17 protein-coding genes and 1 riboswitch are annotated in these 17,266 nt (G+C 50.7%); of the genes, 12 read left to right on the top strand and 5 right to left on the bottom strand.

The genetic code is table 11. The features are described 5' to 3' along the window. Positions 1 to 89: 89 nt before the first annotated feature. Positions 90 to 1,754, bottom strand: a complete 1,665-nt coding sequence (gene ettA / locus DFR27_RS01655; protein ID WP_121875720.1) for an energy-dependent translational throttle protein EttA — start codon at positions 1,752 to 1,754, stop codon at positions 90 to 92. A gap of 120 nt (positions 1,755 to 1,874) precedes the next feature. Here ettA and DFR27_RS01650 point away from each other — a divergent pair, with 120 nt between their 5' ends. Together DFR27_RS01650 and DFR27_RS01645 are read left to right on the top strand one after the other, a co-directional pair. Continuing rightward, positions 1,875 to 2,141 (top strand): GIY-YIG nuclease family protein, encoded by a 267-nt coding sequence (locus DFR27_RS01650; protein WP_245962581.1) that lies wholly within the window; start codon positions 1,875 to 1,877, stop codon positions 2,139 to 2,141. Next, the gene (locus DFR27_RS01645; protein ID WP_121875718.1) at positions 2,138 to 2,707 is read left to right on the top strand and encodes an LOG family protein; all 570 of its coding nucleotides are present in this window, start codon (positions 2,138 to 2,140) and stop codon (positions 2,705 to 2,707) included. Before DFR27_RS01650 ends, DFR27_RS01645 begins: the two co-directional genes overlap by 4 nt. A 118-nt stretch (positions 2,708 to 2,825) precedes the next feature. Here DFR27_RS01645 and efpL read toward each other — a convergent pair whose 3' ends face one another. Next, on the bottom strand, positions 2,826 to 3,392 hold the full coding sequence (gene efpL / locus DFR27_RS01640; protein ID WP_121875717.1) for an elongation factor P-like protein EfpL: 567 nt from the start codon (positions 3,390 to 3,392) through the stop codon (positions 2,826 to 2,828). Positions 3,393 to 3,711: 319 nt separating this feature from the next. Between efpL and DFR27_RS01635 the strand changes: the two genes are divergently transcribed. The 7 genes from DFR27_RS01635 (at position 3,712) to DFR27_RS01605 (ending at position 9,894) form a co-directional block, all read left to right on the top strand. Beyond that, entirely contained in the window at positions 3,712 to 4,191 is a 480-nt protein-coding gene (locus DFR27_RS01635) for an AAA family ATPase (RefSeq protein WP_121875716.1), read from the top strand. 132 nt (positions 4,192 to 4,323) lie between these two features. After that, a riboswitch (cobalamin riboswitch) is annotated at positions 4,324 to 4,512 on the top strand. A 101-nt stretch (positions 4,513 to 4,613) separates the two neighbouring features. Beyond that, entirely contained in the window at positions 4,614 to 6,500 is a 1,887-nt protein-coding gene (locus DFR27_RS01630) for a TonB-dependent receptor plug domain-containing protein (RefSeq protein ID WP_170150739.1), read from the top strand. Beyond that, positions 6,433 to 7,206 carry an ABC transporter substrate-binding protein gene (locus tag DFR27_RS01625; protein ID WP_121875714.1) on the top strand — a complete coding sequence of 258 codons (774 nt, stop codon included), beginning with the start codon at positions 6,433 to 6,435 and terminating at the stop codon, positions 7,204 to 7,206. The genes DFR27_RS01630 and DFR27_RS01625 overlap by 68 nt, the downstream gene beginning before the upstream one ends. Then, positions 7,197 to 8,177, top strand: coding sequence for a FecCD family ABC transporter permease (locus DFR27_RS01620; RefSeq protein ID WP_121875713.1), 981 nt, complete (start codon positions 7,197 to 7,199; stop codon positions 8,175 to 8,177). The genes DFR27_RS01625 and DFR27_RS01620 overlap by 10 nt, the downstream gene beginning before the upstream one ends. Beyond that, positions 8,168 to 8,923, top strand: a complete 756-nt coding sequence (locus DFR27_RS01615) for an ABC transporter ATP-binding protein (protein ID WP_121875712.1) — start codon at positions 8,168 to 8,170, stop codon at positions 8,921 to 8,923. The genes DFR27_RS01620 and DFR27_RS01615 overlap by 10 nt, the downstream gene beginning before the upstream one ends. After that, positions 8,913 to 9,440, top strand: a complete 528-nt coding sequence (locus DFR27_RS01610; protein ID WP_121875711.1) for an ATP:cob(I)alamin adenosyltransferase — start codon at positions 8,913 to 8,915, stop codon at positions 9,438 to 9,440. The genes DFR27_RS01615 and DFR27_RS01610 overlap by 11 nt, the downstream gene beginning before the upstream one ends. Positions 9,441 to 9,453: 13 nt before the next feature. Then, the gene (locus DFR27_RS01605) at positions 9,454 to 9,894 is read left to right on the top strand and encodes a methylglyoxal synthase (RefSeq protein ID WP_121875710.1); all 441 of its coding nucleotides are present in this window, start codon (positions 9,454 to 9,456) and stop codon (positions 9,892 to 9,894) included. On the opposite strand, the gene radA is transcribed toward DFR27_RS01605, so the two are convergent. Continuing rightward, a complete protein-coding gene (gene radA, locus DFR27_RS01600; RefSeq protein WP_121875709.1) occupies positions 9,891 to 11,270 on the bottom strand; it encodes a DNA repair protein RadA in 1,380 nt (459 codons plus the stop codon). The genes DFR27_RS01605 and radA overlap by 4 nt on opposite strands. Positions 11,271 to 11,817: 547 nt before the next feature. Here radA and DFR27_RS01595 point away from each other — a divergent pair. Together DFR27_RS01595 and DFR27_RS01590 are read left to right on the top strand one after the other, a co-directional pair. Next, positions 11,818 to 12,936, top strand: a complete 1,119-nt coding sequence (locus DFR27_RS01595; protein WP_121875708.1) for a DnaT-like ssDNA-binding domain-containing protein — start codon at positions 11,818 to 11,820, stop codon at positions 12,934 to 12,936. Beyond that, positions 12,869 to 13,516 (top strand): replication protein P, encoded by a 648-nt coding sequence (locus tag DFR27_RS01590; RefSeq protein WP_121875707.1) that lies wholly within the window; start codon positions 12,869 to 12,871, stop codon positions 13,514 to 13,516. The genes DFR27_RS01595 and DFR27_RS01590 overlap by 68 nt, the downstream gene beginning before the upstream one ends. A gap of 141 nt (positions 13,517 to 13,657) precedes the next feature. On the opposite strand, the gene DFR27_RS01585 is transcribed toward DFR27_RS01590, so the two are convergent. Beyond that, positions 13,658 to 15,430, bottom strand: coding sequence for an ABC transporter ATP-binding protein (locus tag DFR27_RS01585; RefSeq protein ID WP_121875706.1), 1,773 nt, complete (start codon positions 15,428 to 15,430; stop codon positions 13,658 to 13,660). Between the two features lie 55 nt (positions 15,431 to 15,485). Continuing rightward, positions 15,486 to 16,091, bottom strand: a complete 606-nt coding sequence (locus DFR27_RS01580; RefSeq protein WP_170150738.1) for an IMPACT family protein — start codon at positions 16,089 to 16,091, stop codon at positions 15,486 to 15,488. 173 nt (positions 16,092 to 16,264) lie between these two features. Between DFR27_RS01580 and DFR27_RS01575 the strand changes: the two genes are divergently transcribed. After that, positions 16,265 to 17,098: a glucosaminidase domain-containing protein gene (locus DFR27_RS01575; protein ID WP_170150737.1), complete on the top strand. Its 834-nt coding sequence runs from the start codon at positions 16,265 to 16,267 to the stop codon at positions 17,096 to 17,098. The last annotated feature ends 168 nt before the right edge of the window (positions 17,099 to 17,266 follow it).

The raw sequence follows: 17,266 nt of genomic DNA, 5'->3' as shown, positions 1-17,266 counted from the left end.
TCACTAACGCTAAGACAAAAGAAGGCGACTGAATAATCAGTCGCCTTCTTTGTAATGCCTACCCAGATTAGAGCTGAGCGAGCGCGCAGCTAGTCTTTTAGCTTGGTGTATTTAATGCGCGATGGCTCATAATTCGGGCCATGACGAGCAATCAAGTCTTCGTGATAGTCAGCATAGGAGCCTTCCATGAACACTACTTTCGAATCGCCTTCAAACGCCAAAATATGGGTCGCAACGCGATCAAGGAACCAACGATCATGCGAAATAACCATCGCACAACCTGGGTAGTTTAGTAGCGCCTCTTCAAGTGCTCGTAATGTTTCAACATCCAAGTCATTAGTTGGCTCATCCAACAACAGTACGTTAGCACCCTGTTTTAAAATGTTCGCTAAGTGCAAACGTCCACGCTCACCACCCGAGAGATCACCCACGCGCTTTTGCTGGTCTGTTCCCTTGAAATTAAAACGGCCTACGTAGGCTCTGCTTGAGGTGGTGTAGTTGCCAATAGTGATGTTATCCAAACCACCTGACACTTCCTCCCAAACGCTTTTATCGTTATCCAACGCATCGCGGCTCTGATCAACGAACGCCAACTTCACACTTTCGCCAATCTCAATGTTTCCGCCATCGGGCTGCTCTTGACCATTGATTAGCTTGAATAGCGTGGACTTACCGGCACCGTTACCGCCAACAATTCCGACAATTGCACCCTTGGGAATAGAGAAACTTAAATCCTCATAAAGCACCTTGTCGTCAAAACGCTTAGTGACATTATTAAACTCTATCACCTTGTCACCCAAACGTTCGCCTGGCGGAATGTAGATCTCGTTGGTCTCGTTACGTTTCTGGAATTCGCGACCACTCATTTCTTCTACGCGCGCTAAACGAGCTTTGTTCTTAGCTCTCCGCCCCTTTGGATTCTGACGGGCCCACTCAAGCTCGTGCTTCATAGTTTTTGCATGCGCGGCTTCTTGCTTTGCTTCCATTGCCAGGCGCGCTTCTTTTTGCTCCAACCACGTGGTGTAGTTACCTTCGTATGGAATGCCTTCGCCGCGGTCTAATTCAAGAATCCAACCGGCGCAGTTATCAAGGAAGTAGCGATCGTGGGTAATAGCCACAACTGTGCCATCGAAGTCTAGTAGGAATCGCTCTAACCACGCTACCGATTCAGCATCCAAATGGTTAGTTGGCTCATCTAATAGCAACATATCTGGGCGTGACATTAGCAGGCGACAAAGCGCCACACGGCGGCGTTCTCCCCCTGACAACTTAGTCACATCGGCATCCCATGCTGGGAGCCGCAATGCATTGGCGGCCACTTCAAAACGGTTGTCTAGGTTGTGCGCATCCCATGCCTGAATAATATCCTCAAAACGTGCCTGCTTTTTAGCGAGCGCGTCGAAATCAGCATCCGGCTCAGCGTAGTCCGCATAGACCTGCTCTAATCCTGCCAGCGCATCAACCGCTTCACGAACACCGTCTTCCACGTTACCGCGAACATCTTTTTCAGGATCGAGATGTGGCTCCTGTTCAAGGTAGCCCACCTTGATACCTGGCATAGGCCGAGCCTCACCTTCGTAGTCCTTGTCTACACCCGCCATAATACGCAGTAGCGTAGATTTACCTGCACCGTTTAAACCCAACACACCAATTTTGGCGCCAGGAAAAAATGACAGTGAGATATTCTTCAGAATGTGACGTTTTGGCGGGACGATTTTGCCCACACGATTCATTGAAAAAACGTATTCAGCCATGGTGTTCTTGAACCCTTATAAAAATCGGTTGAGATCGTTATATACTAGCCGCTTATTGTAACACTGCGTTATGCGATGATAAGCGTAAATCGTAGTGACCCACTAAAAAGGGCAGTTTTTGTGCAAAATGACGAACTAAATTGGTCCGTTTACCTCATTGAGACGGTGGATAACACCCTCTACTGCGGTATCAGCAATGACGTTAAAGCGAGATATCAAGCGCACTGCGCCGGTAAAGGCGCAAAATACACTCGCGCTCACAAGCCCCGCGCGCTAGTTTGGACTGAACTAGGCCACTCCTATTCGTCGGCCCTCAAACGCGAGTACGCCGTCAAAAAGCTGTCTCGCCAAAGAAAACTCGCCCTCATCGCTGGAGCTAAGTCATGATCAAAGGAATTTGCGTCTACTGTGGTTCATCCGGCCAAGTGGCGCCACACTATTTAGCAGAGGCAGCTACCCTTGGAGAGTTACTAGCCGAACAACAGATCACCCTTATCTATGGTGGCGCGAATGTTGGCTCCATGGGCGCAATGGCGGATGCTTGCCTCGCCGCTGGCGGGAAAGTCATTGGCGTGATGCCTCGGGGTTTGGTAGAAAAGGAAGTGGCCCATCAGGGTTTGACCGAACTGCATATAGTAGATGACATGCATCAGCGCAAGGCGATGATGGCCGACTTAGCCGACGCGTTCATCGCTTTGCCGGGCGGCATGGGCACACTTGAGGAATTGTTTGAGGCGCTCACCTGGGCACAACTAGAGTTTCACGGCAAAGCGATTGGTGTGTTAAATAGCCAAGGTTACTTTAGCCAACTTCTGGCGTTCCTTAGTCACGCGGCCTCCGAGGGGTTTATGCACCAACGGCATGTAGGTTTGCTATTGGAGGATGCTTCGGCTGCGGGTCTAATAGAAAAACTGCAACGCTATCAGCCCCAGGAGCAGAGTAAATGGTGGTAGCTTAGTTCCAACACTCGAAGGGACCGTTAAACGAACCCCTTTAAAGTAATCCATCAGCACACTCTTATTAGGAAGCAATCAGCCGCAACACTCTCTCTGGGAAGCAAGGTGCAACAACCTAAGCACGCGAAATGTAGCGAGCTTCGTCCACATTGACGCGAATTTTTTCGCCTGGGGCCAAGTATTCGGGCACTTGTACCACGAGCCCAGTGTTACAGGTTGCCGGCTTCGTCCTAGCGGCTGCGCTTGCACCTTTGATGACAGGAGTCGTATCCACTACGGTCAATTCAATGGTTGACGGTAGTTCCAACGCCACCACGTTGCCATCCACCATCAGTGCTAACGCCCCCTGAAGATCTTCACTGATATAAAGTACCTGATCACCCAGTGCCTCGCGACTGACTGGAAACTGGCTATAGTCCTCGGTATCCATGAACACCATGAAATCACCATCGTCATAGGAGTAAGTCACTTCACGGCGGATCAAATCCACATCGGGAAGCTGATCGTCGCCCTTAAAGCGATCTTCCAGTTTTGCCCCGTCCGGGATAGTGGAGAATCTAACTTTATAGAGCGTTGCCGCTCCGCGCGCAGATGGGTTTTGTACGTCAATAATTCGAACGATACACATTTGGTCCTTATAACGAACCACCTGGCCTTTCTTTAGTTCTGCAGCGCGTGGCATAACAGCAATCTCCACAATTGGTTGACGAGTTGTATGCTATTTTAGCGAAAGCTTTACGCAACTTACAGTTTAAAACGTTAGCACGCTCAAGGAATTTAATTACTGCGATCGCTAATAGTGCTGTTGAGTCTTTCGCTATTCGGAAATCAACCACTGATGCTAACCTTGGATACTATGGTAAAAGAGCTAGCAAGGTTAAGTGGGAGTAGTGGCCTCAACGCGCCGTGCCGTTCATGGAAGAAATGTACAATAACTTCGACTACCGTGAGCGTTAGCCCATAAAAACTAACCACGACTCCCCTGCGGCAAAGGAGAAACGATGACCAAGATATTAATTTTCGGTAATTCAGGTTCAGGAAAATCGACTCTAGCGGCGCGCACTAGTCAACGCCAGGGAGCGCTGCACTTAGACCTCGACAACTTTGCTTGGGAAAACACCTCGCCGCCGAATCGAAGGCCGGTTAGCGACTCGCTAGCGCAAATTAACGCCGCGATTTCAGGCCATAATCAATGGATCATCGAAGGTTGTTATAGTGACTTACTAGCCCCCCTTTCTAATCAGGCTGACCAAATAATCTTTTTAAACCTTCCAGTAGAAGATTGCCTTAGTAACGCCAAGAACCGACCTTGGGAGCCTCACAAATACGCCTCGAAGGCCGATCAAGATGCCAACCTACCCATGCTATTGAACTGGATTGCGGACTACGAGCTACGTGACGACACCTTCTCCAAAGCGCACCACAGGGCTTTATATGACTCTTTTTCGGGTCAAAAGCTTGAGTTAACTGAAAATCAATAGGCCATCAATCATGCAGAGCAATCGCCCCCGTATTCTGAAATGCCTTAGAACTGAAACTGAAGCCGAAGCTGCTAAACAGTAATATTGAACTTAATTAGCTTTGCACCGCGTTCCACCCATCCCTATAATGCGACCACCTGAAAGGTTTTTGGTTTCCTTCGGAATTAATAGGGAATTCAGCGCTTCGGCGCATTAATTGAAGCTGTCCCCGCAACTGTAGCTAACGAGACATCGTCACTTGTGTACCACCATGTATTTGGGAAGGTCTGATGCTGTTGCCGACTTAGTAGCCAGGAGACCTGCCAAAAACCCGTTGTCCCTCGTTCATCGGGTGAATGATCGAAGCGGATTGCCGTCTGACAACGCGGGTTGGCGGCCTAGACAAACTAGGCCGAATAATCTTAATAAACACGGCAGATATCATGACCTACAAAACACTTTGGTCCGCGGGCGCTATTAGCGTTGCGGCCTTTCTAAGCACCTCACTTTACGCTGAAGAACAATCCCTTGAAGAAATTAATGTCACCGCGCATCGTATGCCTGTGGCGGCTGATCAGCTGGGTTCAACTAGCTTCAGTTTGCTCGGAAGCGAACTCCGTGAGCAAGGCATCTATTTCGTCAGCGAAGCACTTCAACGTGCCCCAGGTGTGTCGCTCGCTAGTAATGGTGGCGCCGGCGCGCTGACCCAAATTCGCTTGCGTGGCCAAGAGGCCAATCATACTCTAGTACTACTAGATGGCATGCGAATCAATGATCCCGTCACGGGCTTCGTAGACTTAGCTAACCTTCGCCTCACTGGTGTCGCCCGGATTGAAATCCTCTACGGCCCACAAAGCGTTTTATACGGCACCGATGCTTCGGGTGGTGTAATTCATATCATCACTAATAGCGGCAAGGAACAGAGTCTTGGCCTGAGTGCCGAAGTCGGGAGTAATCAAACGGCTCGAGCCGCGATCTCAGGAAGCTTTGATAACGAAACCTTTTATGGCGGCCTCCAATACAGTCACTATCAAACCGATGGTATTTCAGCCGCGAGCGAAGCAAGAGGAAATAGCGAGAAGGATCGCTATGAATCCGATGCGGCCAACGTGCAATTAGGTGCTCGCTTAAATGGCTTTGACATTAACCTCGTGGGGTACGACAGCAGGAATACCGTTGGCTTTGACGCCGACGACCTAACTACGGGGCTGCCGATTGACGAAGCGCCAGGCTTTGAAAACCTGCAGGATCGTCACTCTCAGTACCTCCGCGCCAGCGCCAGCTTCGCGACTAGCGATGACAGCTTCTCGCTCATGATTGCGCACACTCAGGGTAAAGACACTAACGAAACGAGCAGCTATTCGCCCGGCTACCCAAGCTGGGGAATTCCTGCTGGCATGCAGGACTACCTTGCCGAAGGTGAGCGCGAATACTCCGAGGTCACCGCCAACTACCGCTTTAGTGACGCTGCCCAATTACTTATTGGCGCAGACAAGCTTGATGAAGAGGTAGGCACTACCTATTTTGCTAAGCAGTCAGTGAGTAGCAACAGTGTTTTTGCTCAGCTCATGGGCGAAACAAAGGCAATCAGCTACTCCCTAGGATTGCGACACGACGACCATGATCGTTTTGGCACTGAGCTGAGCTATCGGGGAACGCTTCGCTACCAGTTATCGACTGATTTTAGCCTGCGCGCTAGCTACGGGACTGGCTTCAAAGCACCTTCTCTCTTTGAGCTTTACGATTTCGGCGGCAACCCACAGCTCAAGCCCGAAACTTCAAAGGGGGCGGATATCGGCTTGGATTGGCAGCACAACGATATAACGCTCTCCGCCACGTTATTCCAACAAGATACCAAGCAACTCATTCGCTCGGTGGGCAGCTTCCCCAACTCACAGATGGAAAACGTGGACTCAAGCGAGGCAAAGGGTCTAGCACTGGAATACCAGCAGCAGTTTGCTTCGGCATGGCAGTTCAGCGCCAACTACACCTTCACTGACGCTAAAGAGTACAATCCTCAGCCACAGCCCGCTTTGCGTGTCCCGAAACATCAAGCCTATGCTATGGTGAATTGGCAGATTGTTGAGCAGGCGGCGATTTGGACGCAACTTCGTTATACCGGTGACCGCACCGACTACAACTGGTTATTCGCCAACTATCCCACACTCGATAGCTATATCACGTTAGACGTCGGCGCTCGTTACCAAGTAACGAATGAATTCGCCGTTAACTTTGGTGTTAATAACCTCATGGACGAAGATTATGAGAGCGTTACCGGTTTTGGCCAGTTGGGCCGCACTGCTTCTCTCATCGTTAGCTACAGCTTCTGATCGGCCCGAGCGAGTCATCTCGCTCGACCTCTGTAGCGATTGGCTGCTGGCTCACTATGCTGAGCCCAGCCAAATCCTCGCTCTCAGCCCGCTGAGTGCCAGTTACAAAGGCCCGATTGACACGACTAGCTATGCGCTTCACGACGGTTCTCTTGAGCAGCTAATCAGCCTGAACCCAGACCTTATAGTAGTGGGGCAATATAACGCTTGGCTACTCCGTGAGCGCCTCACCGCGCTTGGCTACCCGGTAAAAATATTGACACTTCCTCAAACCTTGGCCGCGGTTGACGAGCAAAATAGCACCCTACTCTCGTGGCTATCGCCAGAGCAGCCATATGAAGCCCAATATCAACCTGCGCCACCGTTAAGCGAGGACGCGCCGTTGCTGCTCAAACTGGGATCTAACGGCATTGCCACAGGTTTAGATACCTTCGAAAATCAGCTGCTAGAACAAATAGGGTTTCGCAACTACTCCGATCATTCTGGATACGCCGCGATTGATCTTGAAGGGGTTATCGCCAGTCCACCTGATCGACTACTTATCGCCGCGCCTCAAAGCCCTGCACTGGCGAACCTAGTCTTTGATCATCCCATTTGGAAGCAGCTACTGAAGCCTCAACAAATCTACAGCTCGGATGACTGGCGTTGGCAATGTCCCGGCCCATGGACCTTCAAATTAATTGAGGAACTACGCGCATGGCGTTAAATCTTCGACTTGGCTTAATTCTGGCCGTATTGCTGCTAACTTCCCTATCACTCGGTAGCGTTTGGGTCTCGCCACTCACTGGCTTACTGGACCTCCTAAGCCAAGAAACCTCGCTGGCCTCAATGGTTATTGGTGATATCCGGCTACCACGAACACTGCTTGCGGCGCTGTGTGGCGCTTCATTGGGACTGGCTGGCGCAGCACTGCAAGGGCTACTGAGAAATCCTCTCGCTGACCCTGGCCTAGTAGGCGCCTCACAAGGTGCCGCACTCGGGGCGGCAGCGGCATTCTATTTTGCAGTAGGTGGATTAGCCGCCAGCTATGTAATTCCTGCCGCCGCGCTGTTAGGAGCCGCATTATGTTTGTCGGGAGTGTTAGCGCTCGCTGGCTCTAGTAGGCCGGCACTCCTTATTCTTGCAGGACTTGCTATTGCCACTGTCGCGTCGGCACTATTGGCGATGGTGTTAAATTTCGCACCTAACCCCTATGCCATGCAAGAACTGGTGTTCTGGCTGCTCGGCTCGGTGGCGAATCGTGACTATAACCACGTTACAATTGCGCTGCTTGGCCTAGTGATAGCCGCCGTGCTAATACTGCCGCAGAAACGCTTTCTCTTTGCCCTCACCTTAGGTGAAGAAGTGGCAGAAACGTCCGGTTTCAACGCAAAACGTCAAGGTCGTCTGATCATTATTGGCAGTGCCATCGCCGTGGGAAGCTGCGTGGCGGTGGCCGGCAATATTGGCTTTGTTGGCTTAATTGTACCGCACCTCATTCGCCCATTGGTGGGGCATCGCCCTGACCGCAGTCTGGTTCCGGCTATGATTGGTGGCGCGGCATTGGTGGTGGCAGCGGATCTATTCGTACGGGCCGTCCCCTCAGGGCAGGAACTCAAGCTTGGCGTTGTCACCTCGCTCCTTGGTGCCCCGCTGTTTATCAAACTGATAATTTCGGAGCGTAAGAAATGGCTTTAGTCTCCCTAAAAAATGTCTGCTTAGATCAACGCCTTAGGAGCGTTTCCTTAACCATTAACAAGGGCGAGGTAGTGGGAATTATTGGCCCTAACGGCGCCGGGAAGTCCACACTGATTAAAGCGCTCACCGGACTATTGCCGCCTGAGCATGGCACCATCGAGTTGCTAGACAAAGTACTCAGCACATACTCCGCGCAAGAACGGGGGCGATTGATTAGCTGGATTCCGCAGAGCATCGAGACGAATTGGCCAATTTCGGTTCACGATGCCGTGGAGCTTGGAACCTTAATTCACGGAGATCATGCAGCCATTGACCGAGCACTAGTAAAGGCTGATCTCGTCTCGCTCGCTAACCGCCAGTTAGATTCTCTGTCTGGGGGTGAGCTAGCCCGAGTTTGGTTTGCCCGTGCGCTCGCAAGTGACGCAACACTGCTCCTTGCCGATGAGCCCGTAGCGGCTTTAGACCCTCGTTATCAACTTGAGCTCCTGTCGCGCATCCGCGCCGAGGCGACAGCCGCAAAAGCCGTTGTGGTGGTGCTACACGACCTTCAACTTGCGGCACAATTTTGTGATCGGCTATTATTGATTCATGAGGGCGCGGTAATAGCTGACGGCTCGCCCGAACGTGTACTTAACTCCGCGGAACTCAAGTCGAGCTTCGGAGTAAGTTTCCAAGTGGACTTTGATCAGTCGCCGCCCCTAATTCGAGCGGTAGCAACAAGTGAGGGCACCCACAATGACGCTTAAGCATAAAGGCTCGATTGACGAGCTGGTCTACCCGTTCATCTACGAAGCTTCGCCACTGTGTGATTTTGAAGTGCTAACCGACGAATTGGCCGCGCGCCTAGGCGGAATAGCTCAGTATTTGGAAGACAGCTGTGCAGACATCAACGTGGACATCGCAACGCTCGTTGAGCTGGCATTCCATCTCAACGGTTCGATTCGGGGCAAGCAAGCTATACATGAGCGACACATTAGTTGGCTCACACAAAGTTATAAACATTATCAGCTTGAGTTGGGCGATACGGTTAGCAGCTTCGTCCTCCCCGAGGGCGCCGCTCCGGTTAGCGAGTTGAATCTCGCGAAGTGCAATTGCAAGAAGGTAATTCGCCAAATGGTCGCGCTAGATGCGAAGGGCATTACGGTTCCGCGCGAACTCGTGCGTTTTACCAACCTACTCGCCAACTGGCTATTCTGCGTTAGTATGGTGATTAATAAACGAAGGGGCTTCCCAATTCGTAATTTTGTTTCTCAGTCTTACTAACACGGAGTTCATCATGCCCACCACCAAACGCATTGCCTTGGTTGCTCACGACAATATGAAACCTGCTCTTTTGGCTTGGATAGACACCCATAAAGCACATTTACGTGACCAACAGTTATTCGCAACGGGCACCACTGGGAAGCTAATTACTAAGACGCTGAATTCGCCCGTACACTGTTTCGAAAGTGGTCCGCTGGGCGGCGATCAACAAATTGGCGCGCTGATTTGCGAAGGCGGTTTAGACATGATGATTTTCTTTTGGGACCCATTAGAAGCTCAGCCTCATGATCCCGATGTAAAAGCTTTACTGCGCTTAGCCGCAGTTTGGAATATTCCAATGGCCTGTAACGAAGCCACGGCAGACTATTTGATTAAATCACCACTCTTCAGCGAAAATTACAGCCCAAAAGCCCCAGACTTCAGTGTTTATCGCGCCCGTAAGGTTGGCGCCTAAAACAGCGCTTCCAACGCTTCAGCGAGGGTTGCAACGGCGACAACTTCCACACCCGGGATTTTAGCCGATGGCGCGTTAGATTTTGGTAGCACAATGCGAGTGAAACCATGTTTCACCGCCTCGCGTAAGCGTTCTTGACCTGACGGGACAGGACGAATTTCACCGCTCAGACCAACTTCGCCAAACACCAAGAGATCTCGAGGCAGGGCGTTATCTCTCAGACTGGATACAATCGCGCATAACAGCGCCAGATCCGCCGAGGTTTCTAATACTTTCACACCGCCAACTACGTTTACGAAGACGTCCTGATCACCCACCATGATTCCTCCGTGGCGATGAAGCACAGCAAGTAACATTGACAGACGATTAGCATCTAGGCCTACCGCTACGCGCTTCGGGTGCCCTGTGTGAGAATCATCCACCAGCGCTTGAAGCTCAACGAGAAGCGGGCGAGTGCCCTCCCAAACGGCCATAATTGCTGAGCCCGAACTGACGGCCTGATCCTTTTGTAGGAAGATCGCAGACGGATTTGCCACCGCTTTGAGCCCCTTGTCAGTCATTGCGAAGACACCTAGTTCATTTACCGCGCCAAAACGATTCTTTTGCCCTCGAAGTGTCCGAAATCGCGAATCATGCGTGCCTTCTAACAGCAACGAAGCATCAATCATATGCTCAAGTACTTTAGGCCCCGCCAAACTACCATCTTTTGTCACGTGTCCCACCAATAGGAGCACCGTGCCCGTTTGCTTTGCATAGCGGGTCAGAAAGGCCGCTGATTCTCGAACCTGAGAGACCGAGCCGGGAGCCGAGCTTATGTCCTCCATGTGCACAACCTGTATTGAGTCAATCACCATGACCTTAGGTTGCTCTTTCTCGGCAACCTGACAAATTGACTCAACGCTGGTCTCGGAAAGCATTTTTAATTTGTCGACGGGCAACCCCAATCTATTCGCACGCATGGCAACCTGTTGCAGTGACTCCTCACCAGTGACATACAAGCAGCTATTTTGTTGCGCCAGGTAGCAAAGCGTCTCCAGTAGCAACGTAGATTTACCTGCTCCGGGGTGTCCGCCCATCAAAATCGCGGAGCCTGGAACCATGCCGCCGCCAAGTACGCGGTCAAACTCAACACTACCGCTGCTAAAACGCGGCAAATCTTCTAAGTTGATGTCGGCGAGTGTCTGAACGGTTTGCCCGCCGGCAGATCCTGCGTAGCCTCCTCGCGCCGCCGCCACGGGCTTTGCTCGCGATGAGGCACCCCCTAAGCGAACCTCCGAAAGCGTATTCCAAGCACCGCAGTCATTACACTGCCCCTGCCAACGGGGATAATCTGAACCGCAATCATTGCAGACGAAGGCTGACTTGGTTTTTGCCACAGGGCTATGCTCCAAAGAATAAAAGGGAAGTATTTGATGTTACAGGATGCAATCACATGTCGCCAACTTCTGATAGTGACGTTCTGATACGGTGACTTTCCGCGGTGTTAAACCGGGTTGTGGACAATGATGATGGATCGTTCGCGAAAGCGTTGTGAGCGGAGTTTTAAGATTGCTGAGCGGACTCTGAACAACGAAATTGAAAGCTAAAGTACATGAAGTAGCACGTCCGTGTGCAAAAATGCCCGCTCGATATACTGTGGAGCAAATCGCTATTCAAAGAACAACGAGCCTCCCCCAAAGCGCTCAACACAGTACTCAGTGTGAACGATGCTACTCCATGTACACCTACATTACGCCAGCCTTGATTCGGATTCAATACTTAAGGAGACACTAGAGATGTCTTTAAGAGACAAAATAGGGGTTTTCAACTAAGCGGTTAACAGTACTCACGTAGATTTGATCACATCCCAGTTTTCATAAATTCCCTAATGAATTTAGCTGAATTGCTGTGTTATGCTGTTTGACCAATCGTAGAGAGTTAAACATGACCGCGTTATTAACCAATAGCACCATCAGCGTTGCGCGCGAACTAGCCGTCAAGTACGGGCTAGAAGAAGCTGTGCTGCTGAGCCATTTGAATGAAGCAGTAATCATTCGCGGTGTTAAAGGTAAAGACGGACATGCCTGGGTCAAACTCGAAGGTCCCCGCTTACTAAAGCTATTCCCTTTTTGGAATACTCAAGACCTGCAACGCATTATTCAAAGCCTGAACAATCAGTCCGCAATTATCGTTGCTTCACCCCCAGTTTCTGAAAGTAATGAACTTATTTACCGGCTGATCCCACAGCAATTATCAGCTAGCGTTGAACAGCGAATGGCTCCGGTCACCCAAGCCATTGCGCGGCCTACCCCCACACAATTTAACGCCGCTTCACCCATGGCGCCAAACTGGCAACCAAGTGAAGACGATATGCGAACGCTAACTCAGTTTGGCGTAAGCCGAGAATTTGCACTTGAACAACTTACTGAGTTCGTTAGTTATTGGCGCGAGCGTGGCACCGCACACAATGCGTGGGGAAGTAAGTTTGCTGCTCAGGTTCGCCGAAAATGGCGAGAGCATCAGCAAGACGAGGCCGAGTCCGCTCGCAAGCAGCCGTTGAACGAGGGTTGGATTCCCGGCGACGATGTCACTAATATTTTGTTAAGAGATGGAGTACCACAGAGCTTCATTGATGACTGCGTTCCAGAATTCAAACTCTATTGGCGCGAACGCGGTGACAGTTCGTCAACATGGGACTCAAAGTTCCTGCAACATATTCGTCGCCAATGGCAGTCCTATTCCCATAATATTAAGCATGACACCAACCCGCAGCCTATCGCCCCGAATTGGCAGCCCGACCGAGATGTTATCGATATTCTCGCGATGGCTAATATCCCAGCCGATTTTGCCGCCAGCGTAGTGGGTGAGTTCGTGCTCTATTGGCGCGAAAGCCAACAGCTACATCGTTCATGGAATAGTAAGTTTCTACAGCATGTTAAACATCGTTGGGCACAACGCCACCAACAGGGTGTCGTGTCGACAACAGGAGATAATCATGGCAACAGAGCCACGCGTGACCTATCAACAGGGGAACTCGTCCAAGATCGCAGCTGGGCAAACTAAAGCAGTTTTTTCGGAAACTCATATTGATGCCATTAATCAGGTAGTAGGCATTCTGCGCCTGAATTATCACAACCAGTTTTTGGCTGCCTTCAAAGATGATCAAACACTCACACACATGCGAAGACTCTGGGCTGAATCCCTGCAGTGTTTTGAGGCAGATATTATTTTGAAGGCGGTAAAGAAACTCATTAACAACAGTGAGTACTTACCAACACTATTCAAAATGCAACAATTTTGTCGTCGTGAGTTGTTTGCTGCGCATGACTTACCCGGTGTACGTGCTGCGTATGTTGAGGCCTGCAACGCACCTACTCCGCGCGCCGCTTTCAAGTGGAGCAACCCCATTGTATACCACGCTGGCAGTGCTACCGGTTGGCATCTAATTGCCTCCGAGACCGAGCAAAAGGTGTTGCCTATTTTCACTCAGCATTACGAAAGCTGGTGCCAGAAAGTGGTAGAGGGTGAGTTTATACCTGCACCCGAAGTGAAAGAATTACCAAGTGAAATTTCGCAGCCGCTGTCAAAGGCCGAGCAGCTGGAGAATATGAAGGCACTCAAGAAAAAATTGAATATGAGCTAGCGGCTAGGTCGCTAGCTCATACCTTATAAATGTAACAACTCTCAGCCTAAACTCTCAGCCTAAACTCTCAGCCTAAACTCTCAGCCTAAACTCTCAGCCTAAACTCTCAGCCTAAACTCTCAGCCTAAACTCAACGCCCGACTAAGCTACGCCACCCGTTTGAACATCCCAAAGCTGGCGATAAATGCCGTTTTCAGCCACTAGCTCCGAATGAGTACCCTGCTGAACGATGCGCCCCTTATCCAGCACCACAATCTGATCGGCATCGACAATAGTAGATAGACGGTGGGCAATCATGATCAAAGTTCGACCTTCACGGATCTGCGTCAGTGACCGCTGAATAGCGGCCTCGGTTTCATTATCAACTGCCGAAGTTGCTTCATCCAAGATAAGCACCCGAGGATCTTTAAGTAACGCCCGTGCGATGGATAAACGTTGTCGCTGACCACCGGAGAGTTTCTGACCGCGCTCACCCACAATGGAGTCATAGCCGTTGGGTAGCTCGTTAATAAATTCATGTGCTTCGGCCAACTTAGCCGCCTTTTCTACCGCTTCGAGACTGGCATTTGGCTCGCCGAAGGCAATATTCTCGCGCACCGTCCCGTGAAACAGGAAGACATCCTGGCTGACTAGGCCAATAGTATCTCGCAGGGACTGCGTATCCCAATCCGTAAGGCTAACTCCATCTAGTTTCACCGCGCCGGAACTCGGATCATAGAAACGAAGTAGTAGCTTAGTAATGGTGCTTTTACCAGCGCCTGTCGCCCCCACAAACGCCACCGTAGTACCCGGTTGAATATCAAGTGAAAGTTGGTTAATTACCGGTCGCGACGACTGATACGCAAAGCTGACACTGTCAATACTTATGGCACCCTTCACTGACTTGGCCGGTAACTTATGGCCACCATTTGAAAGCTGAGACTTCACGGAGAGCACATCTAAAATTCGACGCGTTGAAGCCATCGCACGTTCGTACAGATCAATCGTACTGGCAAGTTGAGTAAGTGGCCAAAGTAGACGCTGAGTCAAGAATACTAACAACCCGTAGGCGCCTACCTCCAAGTCACCCTGAAGACTCATATAACCGCCTACGCAAAAGGTGAGGAGGAAACCCGTCAAGATCGCCATCCGAATAACAGGAATAAACGCTGAGCTGACCGCAATCGCTTCTCGGTTTGCGGTGACATAGTCAGTGCTCTCCTGCTCCAGTCGAGATTTCTCTCGCGCTTCGGCCGTGAAGCTCTTAATAGTTGTCACACCGCTCAAGTTATTGCTCAGGCGGGAGCTCAACAGCGAAACCTTCTCACGTACCTTGTTGTAGCGTGGCTCAGCACGTTTTTGAAACCAAAAAGCGCCATAGATAATTACCGGGATAGGCAAGAATGCGAGCATGGCAATAGTCGGGTTAATAATGAAGAACACCGTTCCCACACCAATCACCGCCGTCAATACTTGCAGCATCGCATTCGCTCCGCCGTCAAGAAAGCGCTCCAGCTGATTGACGTCATCATTCAAAATCGCCACAAAGTGACCGGTATTATGCTGCTCAAGATAACTATGATCCTGCTTTTGGAGGTGATCATAGGCGTCAATTCGGAGACGATGCTGAAGTCGTTGAGCCAAATTACGCCACGCAACCAAATGGAAGTATTCGAACAGTGACTCACCAGCCCAGATTAGGAAAGTCAGTACGCCCAGCAACATAATTTGATGAACCGGGTCAACGATACCCAAGCTCGCTAGAAAAGATTCCTCCTGCCGGACCACCACATCAATGGCCACGCCTATCAAAATTTCCGGGGCGATATCAAATAGTTTATTCACTACCGAGCAAAAGCTTGCCCAATAAACTTGCGGGCGATCGGCATCCGCATAACGTAATAATCGACGAAGTGGTGAAACTTTTCCTGACATTGGGAGCTACTCATTCAGCATGATGAAAACACGAGTCATCGCGGTGGGGGCTACATTAACCGTCATCTAAACGGACTTCAAGCTGTGGAAAATCTCGACGCAGATGATCCCGCACGAAGTCCAGTTTAGCCTCGTTTAGGTCTACCAGTACTTTCAAGCACGACTCATACTCCACGAAGATTTCAGCCTCAGCCTGCGCAACGATATAGCGAATCTGTGCTTCCTGCTCAAAGCCCGCATCGAAGCTTAATCGAACTTTGGGCGAATAGTATTCCGTCTCAAGTGTTTGTAGGCCATGTTTTGCCGCCTCGCCATAGGCTCTTGCTAAGCCGCCGGTTCCCAGCTTAGTGCCGCCGAAATAGCGTATAACCACCGCGGCCACATGACTAACCTCAGCGTGTTGGAGCACAGTGAGTATGGGGCGCCCCGCGGTACCCTTGGGCTCGCCATCATCACCTTGCCCTTCGTGGCGGCCATTAAAACTCGTAAATGCCCAGCAGTGATGACTAGCAGTTGGGTGTGCCTTGCGCGCTTCAGCCAGGAGACGCTTTAGATCCTCTCGCCCTTCTGCATAGTCCAACCAACAGATAAATCGAGACTTCTTGACCTCGATTTCCGTGATATGACGACCTATTGGCACTTGATAAGATTGATCGGGCAATTTACTCTCCTGCTCCAAGCAGCGTAAAACTCGTAGCGTGCTAGCATATCATCTTGTAACGCGGCTTTTTAGCAATGCGCCATTTATGGTTTAAACTCATTAGTCAGAGAACTCCATACCAACTGACTCGCATTGCAACGTCGCCGTAAATAATGATAAAGGAATATAGCTTAATGAATTCAAAACAATCTTTGTTGATTCTATTTTTAACCGTCGCGGTGGCAGTTGGCTGGCTGGTAATGGTGGATACACCAAAGGAAGTAGCGCTTCCTTCAGAAGACAGTGTTGTTGACTCCGCAACGCCTTCATCCACTACCCCTAACTCGAACCTCTCGAACGTCGAGACGAGCGACACAAGACAAGCGACCTCACCGGTTCGCGTTGATCGCGCACCACCGCCAGTGGAAGATTTACCAGATTTTCGCAGTTTCACGGACACTAAAGCCAAGAAGCAGGCTTTCTTCGACTACTTCCGGCCAATTATAGCGGCCGAGAACGAACGCATGTTGGCTGAGCGAGAGATCGTTAGCAGCATAGCTAACCCTGAAGAACTAGCACCTTGGTGTGAAGAGTATCGCGTTGACCCGTGCGATCAGGAGCAATTACTCAGCCATGTTGATGAGATTCCAATGAGCATGGCGCTCGCACAAGCAGCCGTTGAATCCGCCTGGGGCACCTCTCGCTTCGCCGTTCAAGCTAATAACTTCTTCGGCCAGTGGTGCTTCCGTGAAGGGTGCGGCTTGGTGCCATCACAACGCTCTAGTGGCGCTCACCATGAAGTGCAAATCTTCGACCACCCGGACGACGCGGTGCGCGCTTATTTTCACAACATTAATAGCCACCCTGCCTATGAACCCGCCAGAGAAATTCGTCTTGAAGCCCACGAACATGGGCATCCCGTTTCCGGCTCAGATATGGTGGGTGGACTACTGAGCTATTCAGGAATTGGCGAGCACTATGTGGATGAGTTGCGCAGCATCATTCGCGTCAATAAACTCACAGATTAACTTGCTAGCCATTGCCCAGCAGCCGCCGCGGGTATCCTAGCCCGCGGCGATCCTACTTTAACAGTCCAAGCATGTTTATATGCCAATACAGTCAGCTCTGATCCTCTCGGAAACTCCGCTTCTAGCTGTGAGCCCCTGCGAGCCCCGATGAGCCCCCTAGGCTAACTG

Origin of the sequence: Umboniibacter marinipuniceus (genome assembly GCF_003688415.1) — a bacterium.
Taxonomy (GTDB): domain Bacteria; phylum Pseudomonadota; class Gammaproteobacteria; order Pseudomonadales; family DSM-25080; genus Umboniibacter; species Umboniibacter marinipuniceus.
The sequence above is the reverse complement of the archived record's forward strand: the minus strand, read 5'-3'. Positions and strand labels throughout refer to the sequence as shown.